The sequence below is a fragment of the Antarcticimicrobium sp. genome, assembly GCF_029212575.1.
Classification (GTDB): domain Bacteria; phylum Pseudomonadota; class Alphaproteobacteria; order Rhodobacterales; family Rhodobacteraceae; genus Antarcticimicrobium.
Window position 1 is genome coordinate 1 of the sequence record NZ_JARGPK010000095.1, and the last position, 14,912, is coordinate 14,912.

Below are 14,912 nucleotides of genomic sequence, written 5' to 3' on the forward strand. Positions count from 1 at the left end.
AACAACGTCGCGCGCGGCGGCGGCTCGGTCGAGGATCTCTGGGGCTTCAACGAGGAAATCGTGGCGCGCGCCGCCGCCGCCTCGCAGATCCCGCTGATCTCCGCCGTGGGGCACGAGACCGACACCACGCTGATCGATTTCGTTTCGGACAAACGCGCGCCCACCCCCACGGCGGCGGCCGAACTTGCGGTGCCGGTGCGGCTGGAACTGATGGCCTGGAGCGAAACCATGGGCGCGCGGCTGTCGCGCGCGGCGACCACGGGCCTCAGCCAACGCCGGCAGCGGCTGGGCGATCTCTCTCGCGCCCTGCCACGTGGCGACACCCTGCTCGACGGCCCGCGCCAGCGGCTCGACTGGATCGCCGAGAAACTGCCGCAGGCGCTGCGCGGCGGGGTCCAACAGCGGCGCGTCACCCTGTCGGAAGTGGCCGGCGGCCTGCGCCCCTCGGCGCTGCGCGGGCTGGTCACAACCCGGCGCGACCTGCTCTCCAACCTCTCCACCCGGCTCACCCTGAGGCCGATCCGGCGCGAGATCGACAGACGGAGCGAGCGCGTCGCAACCCTGTCCGACCGGCTTGCGGCCACCCACGGTCGCAGGCTCGACCGGCTGCGCCAGCAGCTGGACGCGCGCGCCCGCCTGCTGTCCTCGCTCTCCTACAAGGCGACGCTGGAACGCGGCTATGCGGTGGTCCGCAGCGGGGAGGAGGTCATCACTTCGGCGGCGACAGCCCGCACCCCCCCCACGCTGACGATCGAATTCCGCGACGGAGAGATCACCGTCGTTCCCAAGGACGCCCCCGGCGCGCCCCCCGCTCCCGGCACGCCTCGCAAGGCCGCGAAACCCAAGCCGCCGCCGGAGCAAGGCTCGCTGTTCTGAAACGCTGCTCCGGCACGGGTGCCCGCGCCCTTTTTCTGGCCGACAATACTCCGGGGGAGGCGCGGCATCGCCGCGGCGGGGGCAGCGCCCCCAGTACATTTGCAATCGCTGCTTAATTCGCAGTTCGCAGCTTAGCCGTCACTGCCAAGGCGCCGGGTCGTCCATGACCGACTGCCCGAAGATATTTTCGCGATGCCACCGCAGGTTCTCTGGGTGCGGCGCATTCCTCGGGTCATCGGGCTTCAGCAACCTTCCATCCGGCGCCAGTAAGCGCTCCACCACGTCTCCCGGCACCTTGTTGCGAGAGACCAAGATCGTCTCGCAGTCATCGGCCACTGAGATCAGCCCTCGATCAAACATCCAATGCAGCGTGCCCGACAACGCCAGCCCGTTCCGGACCGAATCGCTCCCTCTGCTCTCCACGGGTCGAATATGTGCCGCCTGCACCTCAGGCCGGCCACCACCGTTGCGCAGCATCAAGCCTGACATGGCGCAGCGATAACCATAAGCCTCTCGGACCTTTCGGCGGAACGCGACCTCCCGGTAGGGTCGCCGTGTTAGCCGCTCTACCACCGGTCGCTCGAACACCTCCGCGCCCTGTGCCAACTCCGCCATCTGAGGGCCGTAGCGCCGTGCCTCGATCTGCTCAAGGTCTTGCGGAAGGCCAAGATTGACGATCCGCGCGAAATCGACCTCTGGCAATCTTCGCACAGCCGACTGAACCGCGCCCCCTTTCTTGGAAGACCCGTCCGGTTCGGTCAACGCCGCTTCCAGTGGACTGCCAGCGATCAGCCGTGGCACCTCGTTATCTAAAGGCAAGTAACTTCCGGGTTCGATCAAGGCGAGGAACCGCCCTTCGACACCTGGTTTGGGGATCACTTTCGCAACCTTGGCCACCGCAAAATACCCCCGCGGACCAGCCTTGACGGGTTCGTAGTAAATCACCCAGTCGCCGACAGCCTCTTTCACCGCCTTCAGATAGGGTCGCGGGAAATCGTAAACGACGTCAGGCTCATCCTCGTAGATCGAGTCGGCCTTATGCAGGAGGACAAGCTTAACCATGCCTCCAGGAAAGCGTTGAATTGCAGAAGTGCAAGTACTTTCCCGCCATGCGCGAGCTTTCAACGATTTCCGCTGCGCGACTGTCGCAACAACAGGGGTCGGCGGCGACAGACAACGAATGGCCGGGCCGGGCAGCGCCCCCACTCCCGCGCCCGCCTAGACCCCCACGTCGGGGCCGTAGCAGACCATCTCCTCGTCCATGTCCTCGGCCTCGTAAAGCTCGGTCGCCTCGGGGTCGTTCTCGAACCGCGCGACCAGCCCGTTGGGCCCGCGCGTGAAGGTCCAGCACTGCGGGTCGAGCCGGTCCTCGTAGAGAAAACAGATCTGGCCCTGTTCCTCGTACCAGACGCCCTTCTTGCAATCGCCGTCAAGGAACGACCAGATCACCCGGCGCCCCTCAAGGTAGCGCTCCACCCCGTAGGCGGTGCCGTCGAAGCCATAGAACAGGGTCTTGCCCCTTGTATAGGTATCAAAGGCCTCGGCCGTAAGGCTCTGGGCGGAAACCGGCGGCGTCGCTAGCAGCAGCGGAAGGGACAGAATCAGGTGAACGAGGCGCATGGAGGGAGTTTGGCAGATCGCCGGGCCGCTTGCCAATCACCGCTCATTCCCCCGGCGCTGAATTGTCCACGCCCCAGGCCCGCGCGCGCCGGTCCATGACCCGGCGCCAGAGCGGCGGGATCAGCGCGATCACCGCCATCACCGGCATCGAACGGGGCAGCATCGGCATCCGGTCCGGCTCCAGCCGCAGCGCGGGAAAGGCCCGGCCCGGGGTCTGGTGGTGGTCGGAATGGCGCGGCGCGTTCAGCATCATCGAGGAGGACAGCCAATGGCCCGCGTTCCACGAATGCTGCGCTCCGGCGGGTTCCGGTTTGCCCGCGCCATCCAGGGCGCGGCGCAGGCCATAGTGCTGCACGTAGTCCGCCAGCAGAAGCTGCGCCTGCGCATAGGCGCAGAGCCCCAGCAGCACCGCCACGCCGCGTCCCCCCGCCAGCAGCCCCGCCATCGCAATGGTCGCCGCCGCCCCGCCCAGGTAGATCGCGTAAGGATGCAGCCCGCGCGCCCCGCCCGCACGGCGCGCCCGTGCGGCGGTTTCGGCCGCGAGCCCGGCGCGGAACGAGCCGATCCAGGCGCGCAGGAAAAACCGGTACACCCCCTCGCCCAGCCGCGCGGAATTGGGATCGCGGTCGGTGGCGACATGCACATGGTGCACCTTGGGATGTGCCGAGGCATGATGCCCGAATAGCAGCGTCACATAGACCGCAACCCCCAGCCGCCGCAGCCCGCGCGCCGGGCGGTGGATCAGCTCATGCGCGTTGGGGTGCGAGATCTGGCCAAGGAACAGCCCCAGCGCCAGCCCGGTCAGCACCCGGCCCGCACCGTCGAGCACCGGCCCGGCGGCGATGGCCCAGACGCCCAGCGGCAGCAGGACGAAATGCGCCCCGCCCAGCGCCACCGAAAGCCGGTTGGCCGCCGCCTCCGCGCCCTCGATCTGCGGCATCGCCTCCGGCCCCAGCCGGTCGGCCACTGCCACGAAAACGGTCATGTAGCCCAGCGCCAGAACCGGCCACGGCCCGCCCTGGAGGCAGGCCGCGAGCAAAAGCGCGGCCGGCGTCAGGCTGGCGAGGACAAAGCGAAGCATCGGGCTCCTTTCCGATCCGCCATGAGGGCGGCGCGGGCAGCTTCCGCCGCTGGCGCGCCGCTGTCAATTCGGCCATTCTGCGCAGGCCACAACATCCGGAGACCCGCGCATGACCGCCCTTTCCCTCGCCGCGCTGGCCTGCGCGCTGGCCTACCTGCCGCTGGTGGGCCGCAATCCCGGCCCGCTGCGCAGCCTCGTCAAGACCGCCGCCGTGGCCCTGTTGGCGCTGGCGGCCTGGCAGGCGCAGGCGCCCATGCTGCTGACCCTCGCGCTGACGCTCTGCGCTTTGGGCGATCTGTGCCTGTCGCGCCCGGGCGAACGCGCCTTCATGGCCGGGGTCGGCGCTTTTGCCGCCGGACATCTGGCCTATGTGGCGCTGTTCCTGACCCGCGAACCGTCCGATCCGGGCCTGCTGGTCAGCGGATGGCGTTTGGCGGCATTGGTTGGGCTGACCCTTCTGGGTGCAGCGATGGCCGCGCGGCTCGCCCCGCGCGCCGGGGTGCTTCGGATCCCCGTCCTGCTCTACATCCCGATCATCCTCGGCATGGGGGCTTGCGCGCTGACCCTGCCGCCGGTCGGCGCGCTGGCGCTCGCGCCCGTCGCGGCGACCTGCTTCATCGCCTCCGACCTGATCCTGGCGTGGGAGGTGTTCCTGTTCCGCCCCGGCCACCGGCTGTTGCGGCTGACGCCCTACGCGGTCTGGCCGCTCTACTGGGGGGCGCAGGCGGGGTTTCTCGCCGCCTTCACCGCACCGATCCCTTAGACGGACCTGCGCGCGCGGCCTTTGCAACCGCCCGCGATCCGCATTAGGTGGAAAGGAGACCACGCGGAGATTGCCATGGCGTTATTCTCGAAACTCAAACAACGGCTGTTCCGGTCGTCCTCCAAGCTCGAACAAGGGCTCGATGCGATCGTCGGGGACGGTGGCGAGGTCGAGGAACTGGCCGCGGACCAACCCGAAACCGAACCGCAGCCGCAGGAGGTGCCACCGGCCCCGGCCGAGCCCGCCCCTGACCCCGAACCGACGCCCGCGCCGGAGCCGGAACAGGTGCCGGAACCGGAGACGGTGCCGACCCCCGAGCCTCAGCCGGTCACGCCCGAACCCCGGCGCGCGCCGGAACCGGGCCCCGCGCCGCAACCGGTCCCGGAACGGCCGCGCCCCAGCGAGCCGGGCCAGCCGATGCCTGCCGACCCCGCGCCGCAAAGCCCGCCGGTCGAGATGCCGGGCCTCGACGTGCCGGCGGAGATCCCCGGCGGCAATCCCGGCCTGCTGGGGCGAATTCTGGGCCGGCAGGCGCCGCGTACCGTCACCCGCCGGGTGCTCGACGACGACATGCTGGAACAGATCGAAGAGCTTTTAATCAGCGCCGACATGGGCGTCGACACCGCGCTGCGGGTCACCGCCAACCTGGCCGAGGGGCGGTTCGGCAAGAAGCTCTCAACCGAGGAGATCAAGCGCCTGCTGGCGGCTGAGATCACCCGCATCATGGACCCGGTCGCCAAACCGCTGCCGCTTTATCCAAAGCGGCCGCAGGTGGTGCTGGTGGTCGGCGTTAACGGCTCCGGCAAGACCACCACCATCGGCAAGCTGGCCAGCCAGTTCAAGGCGGCCGGCAAGACCGTGGTGATCGCCGCCGGCGATACCTTTCGCGCCGCCGCCGTCGAACAGTTGCAGGTCTGGGGCGACCGCGCCGGGGTGCCGGTGCTGACCGCGCCCGAGGGCTCCGACCCTGCCTCTCTCGCCTTCGACGCCATGACCAAAGCACAGGAAGATGGCGCCGACCTGCTGATGATCGACACCGCCGGGCGGCTGCAGAACCGCGCCGACCTGATGGAGGAGCTGGCCAAGATCGTCCGCGTGATCCGCAAGAAGGACGAGACCGCGCCGCACACCACGCTGCTGGTGCTCGACGCCACCACCGGCCAGAACGCGCTGAGCCAGGTGGAGATCTTCAAGAAGATCTCCGACGTCTCTGGACTGGTGATGACCAAGCTTGACGGCACCGCAAAGGGCGGCGTGCTGGTGGCGCTGGCCGACAAATTCGGGCTGCCGATCCATGCCATCGGCGTCGGCGAACAGATCGACGATCTCGCCCCCTTCGACCCGGCCGATTTCGCCGCCGCCCTGACCGGGCTGGACAGCTAAGCCCGGCGCCCTCCCCGCCCCCATTCCCGATTTCCCGACCGCAAGGGCGCGACATGTGAGCGACTGGCTGATCTCCCTCGAAGGCACCGACGCGGGCCACCAACTCGCCCTGGCGCTGGCGATTCTTGCGGCCGTTCTGCACGCGGTCTTCGGCGCGCTGCAAAAGGGCCGGCACGACCCCTGGATCAGCCGGGGCGCGATCGATGGCTCCTACGCGCTGATGGCGGCGCCCTTCGCGCTGTTCGTGGTGCCCTGGCCCGATCCGCAGATGTGGTCGATCTTCGCCGGGGCCTGGGTGATCCACATCGTCTACAAGCTGTTGCAGGCGCAGGCCTATTCCAAGGGGGCCTATACCGTGGTCTACCCGGTGGTGCGCGGCACCGGGCCGCTGTTCGCGGTATTCGGCGCATGGCTGATCTTCGGAGAGGTCTTCACGCCGGTGCAATGGCTGGGGGTGGCGGTGCTGCTTTCGGGGATTTTCGGCCTCGCCTTGTACAACCTGGTGTTCCTGACCAAAGCGCGCGACACGCTGGTGCCGGCGCTGGCGCTGGCCTTTGCCTCCGGGCTCTTCGTGGCGCTTTACACCACCTATGACGCCTATGGCATCCGGGCGGCGGCGGACCCGTTCACCTTTCTCGCCTGGTTCTTCATGATCGACGGGGTGGCCTTTCCGGTTCTGGCCGGGCTGCGGCTACGCAGCATGGTCGACCGTCCGGCCGCCGGGCCGCTGATCCTGCGCGGCGTCTCGGGAGGACTGGTTGCGTTTTTCAGCTTCGGCGCGATCATGCTGGCCACCCGGCTGGACAAGGTGGGCGAAGCGGCGGTGCTGCGCGAAACCTCGACCGTGTTCGCCGCGCTGATCGGCTGGCTCGTGCTGAAGGAGACAGTGGGACCGCGACGCATCGCCCTTATGGGGTTGATCGCGCTGGGGGCGGTGATAGTTGAGATGGGCGGCTGAGACAGCGGACAGAGGACCATGAGCCAGAAGAAACACGTCAACCCGATCCTGCGGCAGGTGCTGGAACTCGGCCCGCCCGTGGCCTTTTTCGTGCTCTACCTGAAACTGCGCGATCAGAACTTCGACATCGCTGGCACCGAGTATTCCGGCTTCATCGTCGCCACCGTGTTGTTCGTGCCGCTGATGCTGGCCGCGATGGCAATCCTGTGGCGGCTGACCGGGCAGCTCAGCCGGTTGCAGATCTTCACCGCCTTCATCGTGATCTTCTTCGGCGGGCTGACCGCCTGGTTCAACGACGAACGCTTCTTCAAGATGAAGACCACCATCGTCTACGGCGTGTTCTCGGGGCTGCTGGGGCTGGGTCTGATGCAGGGGCGGTCATACCTCGCCTTCGTGATGGCCGACATGCTGCCGATGAAAGAGATCGGCTGGATGATCCTGACCCGGCGGCTGTGCCTGGGGTTTGCGGTTCTGGCCGTGGCCAACGAACTGGTCTGGCGCACCCTGTCCACCGACCTCTGGGTCAAGATCGAGACCTTCGGCTTTCCCGTCGCGCTGTTCCTGTTCCTGTGGTGGCAGGTGATGGGACTGCAGAAATACCTGATCGAGCCGGGCGACAGCGACCTGTGAGCCCGGAGACCGACCGGATGATGTTTCCCCCGTGCCGCGCTGCATGATCGTACTCCGGCCTGCCCCCGGAAAGGAGACCGCATGAACCCATTATCCATTCCCGGAAACAGCTTTCTTTCGGCTGCCTCCGACGAGTTGAAACAGATTCTGGCCGCGCAGGCGGTACCGGTCGCGCTGGTGGCGGGCGAGGTGCTGTTCGACCAGGGCTCCGAGGGGGATTCACTGTTCGCCATCCAGGAGGGCCAGATGGAGTTCTCGGTCCTGTCCGCGAATGGCCGCAAGCTGTCGCTCGACCTGATGGGGCCGGGCGCGATCTTTGGAGAGATCAGCCTGTTCGATCCCGGCCCGCACACCGCGACGGTGACGGCGCTGACCCCGGCCCGGCTGCTGCGGGTGCGCCACGCGGATGTGCTTGCGCGGATCCATCATCCCCCCGACCTGGCCGACGACCTGATCCGGCTAGCCGGACAGCGGATGCGCTGGATGGGACGACAGTTGAACGAGCAGGTGTTCCTGCCGCTCTCGACCCGTCTGGCGCGGCGGTTGCTGTATCTGGAGGGGGTCACCGGCAGCACCGCCGGCGGCGCCGTGGGCCTGTCGCAGGCGGAACTGGCCGAGTTCGTCGGCGCCACCCGCGAGGCGGTCTCGAAAACCCTGTCGGTCTGGCGCGAAACCGGCGTGGTCGAAACCGGGCGCGGCGGCGTGACGATCCACGACCGTGCGGCGCTTCAGGCTCTCGCGGACATCGAGGCGATCTGACCCGCCGCGCCGACAAAGGCGCGGCGCGCAAATGATGTATCTGTAATCTGCTTTACATACGCCGAGGCTTAAATCGGCGAATCTGATCAGCGAAGGGCTTGATCGCCGGATGCCTCTGTCCCCTTGTCTGGATCTCCGGCGCCCTTCGTTTTAATTGGTCGGCCGCCCATTTTTCCGGCCATTCTTGCGAGCCATGTGTCCCCCCAGCGCATGGCTCGTTTTTTTGGGGCCGGTGGTCGGGACAACCGGGCAGGATCAGACGGCAACGCCGGGCGTCACGACCGGAACGTCGATCTCGGTCCGGGCCATCTCGTTGAGATAGTTGGTCCAGATGTTCAGCGCGACATGCTGGACGATCTCGATGATCTGGGCGTCCTCGTAGCCGGCGGCGCGCACGCTCGTCAGATCCTCGTCGCTGACCCGGCCCCGGGCCTCGGCCACCTTGACGGCAAAGCGCACGGCGGCGTCGGCCTTGGCGTCCGAGGACCGTCCGGCGCGGTTCCGGGCGATCTCCTCGGCCGAAAGCTTGGCCAGGTTGGTGCCGAGATAGGTATGCGCCGACAGGCAATAGCCGCAGCGGTTGAATTCGGCCACGGCCAGCGCGACGCGTTCGCGGGTCGCGGCGGGCAAACGGCCCTTGCCCAGCGCCCCGGACAGGCCGAGATACCCTTCGAGTGCGGCCGGGCTGACCGCGGCGAGCCGGAACAGGTTGGGCACGGTGCCGAGCTGTTGCTCGACCGCTGCCAGCAACGGCTGGGAGGCCTCGGGGGCGGCGTCGATCGTCTTCGGGCGGCTGCACATTCTGCCCGTTGTGACCGCGTTCCTGCAATCCTACCCGGAGGTCGATCTGCGGCTGGAACAGAGCGACCACACCATCAGCCTGCGGGAGGAGCATATCGACCTGGCCATCCGCATCGGCCCTCTGCCCGACAGCAGCCAGCGCGCGCGCCGCCTGGGATCGGTACGCCGGGTCGTCTGCGCCAGCCCCGATTACCTGGCCACGCGCGGGCGGCCGGAGGTGGCCGAAGACCTCGATGCGCATGATTGCATCACCTTCGAAAAGGTGACCTCGGCCGACCACTGGCTGCTGGGCACCGGCAAGGCCCGGCGCCCGGTGCCGGTGCATTCGCGGATGATCGTCAATACAGCCGAAACGGCGATCGAGGCGGCCACGGCCGGGCTGGGGTTGACGCGGGTGTTGTCCTATCAGGTGGCGCGCCCGGTCGCCGAGGGGCGGCTGGAGATCGTCCTGGAGGGCGAAGAACCGGAGCCCTGGCCGGTGAACCTGGTCTATGGCGACGGGCTGGTGCCGCAGAAACTGCGCGCCTTCATCGACTTTGCCGCGCCCCGGCTCGAGGCGGCGCTGCGCCCGCCCGCGCGGCCATGAAAAAGGCCGGGCGCAACGGCCCGGCCTTTTCCTTCGCTTGAGTGCGGAAAAGCCGTCAGTCTTCTTCCAGCCCCAGTGCGACGAAGCGCGGCTCGCCCGCCCGGCGGATCAGCAACAGAAGCGATTTGCGCCCGGCCTCGCGGGCCGCATCGACACGCTCTTGCAGATCCGAGACCGAGGTGACCTTCTGCTGACCGGCCTCGGTGATCAGGTCGCCGGCGCGCAGCCCCTTTTCATAGGCCTGGCTGGCTTCGTCGACGTCCACGACCACAAGCCCGTCCATGGTATCGCCGATGCCCAGTTCCTGGCGCATCTCGTCGGTCGGCGGGGTCAGCGTCAGGCCCAGGACCTCCATCTTGCTTGGGGCGGGCGCCTCTTCGCCGTCCATCGCGGCGGGCACCGCGCTTTCGGCCTCTTCGCGGCGGCCCAGGGTGACCAGAACGGTCTTGGTGGCACCATCGCGGAACACGGTCACGCGCACCGCCTTGCCGACAGTGGTGTTGCCGACCTGCTTGACCAGCCCGCGGGTGTCCTTCACGTCCTTGCCGTCAAAGCTGAGGATCACGTCGCCCGACAGCAGGCCTGCCTCCTTGGCGGGTCCGTCCGGCACATCGGTGACCAGCGCGCCCTCGGCCTCGGCCAGGCCGATCGCCTCGGCCACGTCATCGGTCACATCCTGGATCCGTACGCCAAGCCAACCACGGCGGGTTTCACCGAATTCGCGCAGCTGATCGACCACCTTGCTGACGACGTTGGAAGCCATCGAGAAGCCGATACCGATGGAGCCGCCGTTGGGCGACAGGATCGCGGTGTTCACGCCGATCACCTCGCCGTCCATGTTAAAGAGCGGCCCGCCCGAGTTGCCCCGGTTGATCGCCGCGTCGGTCTGGATGTAGTCGTCATAGGTGCCGCTGAGCGCCCGGTTGCGGGCCGAGACAATGCCGACCGAGGCGGAAAAGCCCTGGCCCAGCGGGTTGCCCATGGCCATCACCCAGTCGCCGACACGGGCGGTATCGCTGTCGCCGAAGGGCACGAAGGAAAGCGGTTTGTCCGTTTTCACCTTGAGCAGCGCAATGTCGGTGTTGGGGTCCGTGCCCACCACCTCGGCCTTGATTTCCTCGCCGTCGAAGAACTCGATCTGGATCTCGTCGGCGCCGTCGATGACGTGGTTGTTGGTGACCACGTAGCCGTCCTCGGAAATGACGAAGCCCGAGCCCAGCGCCGAGGAGCGGCGCGGCCGATCCTGATCCTTGTTGCGATCCTGGAACTCCTTGAAGAAATCCTCGAAGGGCGAGCCCTTCGGAACGATGCCCTGCGGGCCGGTGCGGCCCTCGACAAGCGTTGTGGTGGTGATGTTGACCACCGCCGGGCTGATCTTTTCCGCCAGGGGCGCGAGGCTCTCTGGCTTGGCCTGGGCGAGCGCGACCTGCGCCAGCACGAGGATCATGGTCAAAACGGTCAGTCCGATCATCCGCATCCGGGTGACCGGGCCGGCCTGCCCGTTCGGATTAGTGATTGCCTGTGGCTGCACTGGTTGCCTCCTTATCAAAGCCTGGTTGAGCGCCGGACCCTGCGTGAAACGACGGAGTCCGAATTCCACGAACAACACATAGGTGCTCCGCCCGCGCCCGCAACGAGTGTTGCATGCAATCAAGTCGTTGTGAAAGCCGTGCGATGAAAATTGATGGGGCCGGGCGTGGAAACGGCGGGGCGCCGCCCAAGGCCGGGGTCACGCCCCCAGCTGATGCGCGATCCACAACAGGATCAGACCGATGACCAGCCCGAGCGCGCCGATCTGCCGGCGGGCGGGTTCTGGCAGCGCGCGCAGCGCCTCCAGCATCCGCTCGACAAGCGAAGGGGCCAGCACCCAGGCCAGCCCCTCCACGATCAGAACCAACCCGAAGGCCAGAAAGACGGTTGCCATCAATCCGCCGCGGCGGGCGCCTGACCCGGCGTGCGCTGGGTCTGCTGCGACGGCTGCGAGGACAGCGCGCTGCGCCCGGCGCCCTCGGCGGACTTGAGATAGTTGAAGAACTCCGAGTCCGGTGACAGCACCATCGTGGAGTTGCCCCCCTTCAGCGACCGGCTATAGGCGGTAAGCGAGCGGTAGAACTCGAAGAACTCCGGATCGCGCCCGAAGGCCTCGGCGAAGATCGCGTTGCGCCGGGCATCGGCCTCGCCTCGGGTGATCTCGGCCTCGCGCTTTGCATCCGAGACCAGTTCGACCACAGTCCGGTCGGCCTGGGCGCGCACGCGCTGCGCGGCCTCGTTACCACGGGCGCGTTCGTCGGTTGCCTCGCGTTCACGCTCGGCCCGCATCCGGTCGAAGGTCGCCGCAAGGTTCTGCGACGGCAGTTCGGTGGACTTCAACCGCACGTCGATGATGGTGACGCCAAGCGAGCGCGCCTCACCGATTGCGCCGTCGCGGATCCGCAGCATCAGCGCGGCCCGGTCGGAGCTGAGGATGTCGTTGGAGCTGACCGAGCCGAGGATCTCGCGGGTCTGCGACCGCAGGATCGAATCGAGCCGGGTTTCCGCCGCCGTGATGCCGCCGGCGCCGACGGCCTGGCGGAAGCGGTTCACATCGGTGATGCGGTACCGCGCGAAGGCATCGACCACCAGCCGACGATCATCGAGCGGCGTGACCTCGAGCGGCTGCACGTCGCGGCTGAGAATCCGGTCGTCATATTTCACGACCTGCTGAATCAGCGGGATCTTGAACGCCAGGCCGGGGTCCTCCTTGACCGCGACGACGCGGCCGAACTGGAGAACCAGCGCCTTTTCGCGTTCGTCCACGATGAAGATCGCAGACATCACCACCGCGACCAGAACGACCACGACCGGAAGGATAAGGGTGGATTTCCGCATCAGTTGTTCTCCTGGCTGCCGGTGCTGCGGCGTAATTCGTTCAGCGGCAGGTAGGGCACCACGCCCTGCCCCGCACCGCCGACGCCCTCGTCGAGGATGATCTTGTCGATATCCCCCAGCACCTGTTCCATGGTTTCGAGATAAAGCCGCTTGCGCGTCACCTCGGGGGCCTTGGCGTATTCGGTCAGCACGGCGGTAAAGCGGCTTGCCTCACCCTCGGCCTCGTTCACCACCTGTGCGCGATAGCCTTCGGCCTCTTCCAGAATCTGCGCAGCCTCACCGCGGGCCTCGGCCAGCACCCGGTTGGCATAGGCATCGGCGACGTTCTGCAGACGGTCGCGTTCCTGTTCTGCGGCCTGCACCTCGCGGAAGGCGTCGATCACCTGCTCGGGCGGGTCGGCCTTGTCGAAGTTCACCCGGACGATGTTGACGCCGCTGTCATAGCTGTCCAGCGTCGACTGGATCAAGTCCAGCAGACGGTCGGCGATCACGCCCCGGTCCCGGTTCAGGATCGGTGCCAGTTCGGTTTGCGCGATGATCTCGCGCATGGCCGATTCCGACACCGCCCGGATGGTCGAGCGCGCGTCGCGCAGGTTGAACAGGAACTCGGCCGGGTCATTGATGTTCCAGACCACCTGGAAATCGATGTCGACCACGTTCTCGTCGCCGGTCAGCATCAGCCCGGCATCCTGGCCACGGCCGGTGCCGATATCCTCGCGCTGTTCGGTGGTGACCGGGATGACCTCGGCCGAGATCACCGGCCAGGGCGCAAAGTTCAGGCCCGGCTGACCGATGCCCGAGAATTTGCCCAGAAACAATTCGACCGACTGCTCTTCGGGCTTGACGGTGTAAAAGCTCGCCATCCCCCAGAGGACCGCCGCCGCGACCACGCCCAGACCGATGGTGCCGCGGGTGAACATCGGGCCGCCGCCGCCCGAGCCGCGGCCGGAACCGCCGCCCTTGCCGCCGCGCCCGCCCATCAGCACGCGCAGCTGTTCCTGGCCCTTCTTCATCAACTCGTCGATTTCCGGAATCTGCGGCCCGTCACCCTCGGGGCGCCGGCCACCGCCACCGCCGTTGTCGCCGCCGTTGTTGCCCCGGTTGCCTCCGCCCCCGGACGAACCTCCGCCCCCCCAGGGGCCGCCACTGTTGCCCGCCATAGATCTTATCCCCTTCTTCGCCGCCGCTGCGGCCTTGTTCACATACCTGTGTCCGCCGACGCTCAAATCAAGCGCTGCGCACCGGCGCTTTCATCGTCACGATCTCCTCGGACATGGTCGGATGCACCGCCACGGTCCGGTCGAAATCCTCTTTCGTCGCCCCCATCTTGACCGCCACGCCTGCCAGCTGGATCATCTCGCCCGCGCCGGGCGCGACGATATGGCAGCCCAGCACCTTGCGCGTGGCCTTGCTGACCACGAGCTTCATCAGCACCCGGTCGGAGCGGCCGGCAAAGCTCTGCTGCATCGGCTTGAAGCTGGTGGCATAGACCTCGATCGGCTCCTGCTCGGCCGCGTCCTCCTCGCTCAGCCCCACCGTGCCCATCTCCGGCTGGGTGAAGATCGCGGTCGGGATCAGCGCGTGATCCACCGGCGTCGGGTTGCCCTTGAACACGGTCTCGACAAAAGCCATCCCCTCGCGGATCGCCACCGGCGTCAGGTTGACCCGGTCGGTGACGTCGCCGATGGCATGGATCGAGGGCACGCCGGTCTGGCTGTATTCATCCACCACGACCTCGCCCTTGCGGCCGCGCGCCACGCCCAGCGCCTCCAGCCCGATATCGTCGGCGTTGGCTGCCCGCCCGGTGGCGAACATCACCTGGTCGAAAACCCGTTCGGTGCCGTTGGTGGCCTTGACGCGAATACCGTCTCCGTCGCGCGCCATCTCGAGGATGTTGGTGCCCAGGTGCAAGTCGATGCCGCGCTGACACATCTCTTCGCTGACCAGCCCGCGCGCCTCTCCGTCGAAGCCGCGCAGAATCTGGGCGCCGCGATAGAACTGCGTGACCGCGACGCCAAGCCCGTTGAGGATGCCGGCAAACTCGCAGGCGATATAACCGCCGCCGACGATCAGGATCGACTTGGGCAGTTCCGGCAGATGAAAGATGTCGTTCGAGGTGATGCCCAGCTCGGCGCCCGGCATGTCGGGTTTGACCGGACGCCCGCCGGTGGCCAGCAGGATGTGCCGGGCGGTCTTGCGGCTGCCGTCGGCCAGTTCCACCGTGTGCGGATCGACCAGGCGCGCGCGCTGATCGAAGCTTTCGACCCCGGCGTTCTTCAGCAGATTGCGATAGACGCCTTCGAGCCGGTCCAGCTCGGCCTCCAGCTTGCCCCGGAACGCGGTCCAGTCGAATTTGCCCGGCGCGATGGACCAGCCATAGCTCTTGGCGTCCTCGACCATGTCGGCGTATTCGCTGGCAAAGACCATCAGCTTTTTTGGCACGCAGCCGCGGATCACGCAGGTGCCGCCATAACGATCCTCTTCCGCCAGCGCCACCTTTGCCCCGGTTTCCCCGGCGGCCACGCGCGCGGCGCGCACACCGCCCGAGCCGCCGCCGATGACGAACAGGTCGTAGTCAAAGCTCATA

16 protein-coding genes are annotated in these 14,912 nt (G+C 67.3%); 7 read left to right on the forward strand and 9 right to left on the reverse strand.

What is annotated here, in order from left to right; all coding sequences use genetic code 11:
* On the forward strand, positions 1-876 hold an 876-nt coding region (locus tag P1U75_RS19875; RefSeq protein WP_300246517.1), incomplete at its 5' end, for an exodeoxyribonuclease VII large subunit.
* Between the two features lie 138 nt (positions 877-1,014).
* Here the strand turns inward: P1U75_RS19875 and P1U75_RS19880 are convergent.
* The 3 genes from P1U75_RS19880 to P1U75_RS19890 all read right to left on the reverse strand — a co-directional run bounded on the left by P1U75_RS19880 (position 1,015) and on the right by P1U75_RS19890 (position 3,577).
* Complete coding sequence (locus tag P1U75_RS19880) at positions 1,015-1,938, reverse strand: HNH endonuclease (RefSeq protein ID WP_300246519.1); 924 nt, start codon at positions 1,936-1,938, stop codon at positions 1,015-1,017.
* A gap of 156 nt (positions 1,939-2,094) precedes the next feature.
* Positions 2,095-2,496, reverse strand: a complete 402-nt coding sequence (locus tag P1U75_RS19885) for a hypothetical protein (RefSeq protein ID WP_300246520.1) — start codon at positions 2,494-2,496, stop codon at positions 2,095-2,097.
* Positions 2,497-2,539: 43 nt separating this feature from the next.
* On the reverse strand, positions 2,540-3,577 hold the full coding sequence (locus tag P1U75_RS19890; protein ID WP_300246522.1) for an alkane 1-monooxygenase: 1,038 nt from the start codon (positions 3,575-3,577) through the stop codon (positions 2,540-2,542).
* Between the two features lie 109 nt (positions 3,578-3,686).
* Between P1U75_RS19890 and P1U75_RS19895 the strand changes: the two genes are divergently transcribed.
* From P1U75_RS19895 to P1U75_RS19915, 5 genes are all read left to right on the forward strand, one after another.
* Positions 3,687-4,340: a lysoplasmalogenase gene (locus tag P1U75_RS19895; protein WP_300246524.1), complete on the forward strand. Its 654-nt coding sequence runs from the start codon at positions 3,687-3,689 to the stop codon at positions 4,338-4,340.
* Positions 4,341-4,415: 75 nt separating this feature from the next.
* Positions 4,416-5,723, forward strand: a complete 1,308-nt coding sequence (gene ftsY, locus P1U75_RS19900; RefSeq protein ID WP_300246526.1) for a signal recognition particle-docking protein FtsY — start codon at positions 4,416-4,418, stop codon at positions 5,721-5,723.
* A 55-nt stretch (positions 5,724-5,778) separates the two neighbouring features.
* The gene (locus P1U75_RS19905) at positions 5,779-6,681 is read left to right on the forward strand and encodes an EamA family transporter (RefSeq protein ID WP_300246528.1); all 903 of its coding nucleotides are present in this window, start codon (positions 5,779-5,781) and stop codon (positions 6,679-6,681) included.
* Between the two features lie 18 nt (positions 6,682-6,699).
* Positions 6,700-7,311, forward strand: coding sequence for an inner membrane-spanning protein YciB (locus tag P1U75_RS19910; protein ID WP_300246530.1), 612 nt, complete (start codon positions 6,700-6,702; stop codon positions 7,309-7,311).
* Between the two features lie 81 nt (positions 7,312-7,392).
* Positions 7,393-8,070, forward strand: coding sequence for a Crp/Fnr family transcriptional regulator (locus tag P1U75_RS19915; RefSeq protein WP_300246532.1), 678 nt, complete (start codon positions 7,393-7,395; stop codon positions 8,068-8,070).
* A gap of 255 nt (positions 8,071-8,325) precedes the next feature.
* Here P1U75_RS19915 and P1U75_RS19920 read toward each other — a convergent pair whose 3' ends face one another.
* Positions 8,326-8,871 (reverse strand): peroxidase-related enzyme, encoded by a 546-nt coding sequence (locus tag P1U75_RS19920; protein ID WP_300246534.1) that lies wholly within the window; start codon positions 8,869-8,871, stop codon positions 8,326-8,328.
* Between the two features lie 10 nt (positions 8,872-8,881).
* Between P1U75_RS19920 and P1U75_RS19925 the strand changes: the two genes are divergently transcribed.
* Complete coding sequence (locus tag P1U75_RS19925) at positions 8,882-9,457, forward strand: LysR substrate-binding domain-containing protein (RefSeq protein ID WP_300246536.1); 576 nt, start codon at positions 8,882-8,884, stop codon at positions 9,455-9,457.
* Between the two features lie 55 nt (positions 9,458-9,512).
* Here the strand turns inward: P1U75_RS19925 and P1U75_RS19930 are convergent, their stop codons facing one another.
* From P1U75_RS19930 to gor, 5 genes are all read right to left on the reverse strand, one after another.
* Positions 9,513-10,934 (reverse strand): DegQ family serine endoprotease, encoded by a 1,422-nt coding sequence (locus P1U75_RS19930; RefSeq protein WP_300246701.1) that lies wholly within the window; start codon positions 10,932-10,934, stop codon positions 9,513-9,515.
* 252 nt (positions 10,935-11,186) lie between these two features.
* Positions 11,187-11,381 carry a DUF2065 domain-containing protein gene (locus tag P1U75_RS19935; protein WP_300246538.1) on the reverse strand — a complete coding sequence of 65 codons (195 nt, stop codon included), beginning with the start codon at positions 11,379-11,381 and terminating at the stop codon, positions 11,187-11,189.
* The gene (locus P1U75_RS19940; protein WP_300246539.1) at positions 11,381-12,325 is read right to left on the reverse strand and encodes a protease modulator HflC; all 945 of its coding nucleotides are present in this window, start codon (positions 12,323-12,325) and stop codon (positions 11,381-11,383) included. Before P1U75_RS19940 ends, P1U75_RS19935 begins: the two co-directional genes overlap by 1 nt.
* Positions 12,325-13,485 (reverse strand): FtsH protease activity modulator HflK, encoded by a 1,161-nt coding sequence (gene hflK / locus P1U75_RS19945; protein WP_300246541.1) that lies wholly within the window; start codon positions 13,483-13,485, stop codon positions 12,325-12,327. The genes P1U75_RS19940 and hflK overlap by 1 nt, the downstream gene beginning before the upstream one ends.
* A gap of 67 nt (positions 13,486-13,552) precedes the next feature.
* On the reverse strand, positions 13,553-14,911 hold the full coding sequence (gor, locus tag P1U75_RS19950) for a glutathione-disulfide reductase (RefSeq protein WP_300246542.1): 1,359 nt from the start codon (positions 14,909-14,911) through the stop codon (positions 13,553-13,555).
* Position 14,912: the final 1 nt, after the last annotated feature.

Coding starts and splice junctions, on each gene's coding strand:
- hflK (WP_300246541.1), bottom strand. CDS start 13,485: ATGGCGGGCAACAGTGGCGGCCCCTGGGGGGGCGGAGGTTCGTCCGGG.
- P1U75_RS19890 (WP_300246522.1), bottom strand. CDS start 3,577: ATGCTTCGCTTTGTCCTCGCCAGCCTGACGCCGGCCGCGCTTTTGCTC.
- P1U75_RS19910 (WP_300246530.1), top strand. CDS start 6,700: ATGAGCCAGAAGAAACACGTCAACCCGATCCTGCGGCAGGTGCTGGAA.
- P1U75_RS19880 (WP_300246519.1), bottom strand. CDS start 1,938: ATGGTTAAGCTTGTCCTCCTGCATAAGGCCGACTCGATCTACGAGGAT.
- P1U75_RS19895 (WP_300246524.1), top strand. CDS start 3,687: ATGACCGCCCTTTCCCTCGCCGCGCTGGCCTGCGCGCTGGCCTACCTG.
- P1U75_RS19885 (WP_300246520.1), bottom strand. CDS start 2,496: ATGCGCCTCGTTCACCTGATTCTGTCCCTTCCGCTGCTGCTAGCGACG.
- P1U75_RS19935 (WP_300246538.1), bottom strand. CDS start 11,381: ATGGCAACCGTCTTTCTGGCCTTCGGGTTGGTTCTGATCGTGGAGGGG.
- gor (WP_300246542.1), bottom strand. CDS start 14,911: ATGAGCTTTGACTACGACCTGTTCGTCATCGGCGGCGGCTCGGGCGGT.
- P1U75_RS19940 (WP_300246539.1), bottom strand. CDS start 12,325: ATGCGGAAATCCACCCTTATCCTTCCGGTCGTGGTCGTTCTGGTCGCG.
- P1U75_RS19920 (WP_300246534.1), bottom strand. CDS start 8,871: ATGTGCAGCCGCCCGAAGACGATCGACGCCGCCCCCGAGGCCTCCCAG.
- P1U75_RS19930 (WP_300246701.1), bottom strand. CDS start 10,934: ATGCGGATGATCGGACTGACCGTTTTGACCATGATCCTCGTGCTGGCG.
- ftsY (WP_300246526.1), top strand. CDS start 4,416: ATGGCGTTATTCTCGAAACTCAAACAACGGCTGTTCCGGTCGTCCTCC.
- P1U75_RS19915 (WP_300246532.1), top strand. CDS start 7,393: ATGAACCCATTATCCATTCCCGGAAACAGCTTTCTTTCGGCTGCCTCC.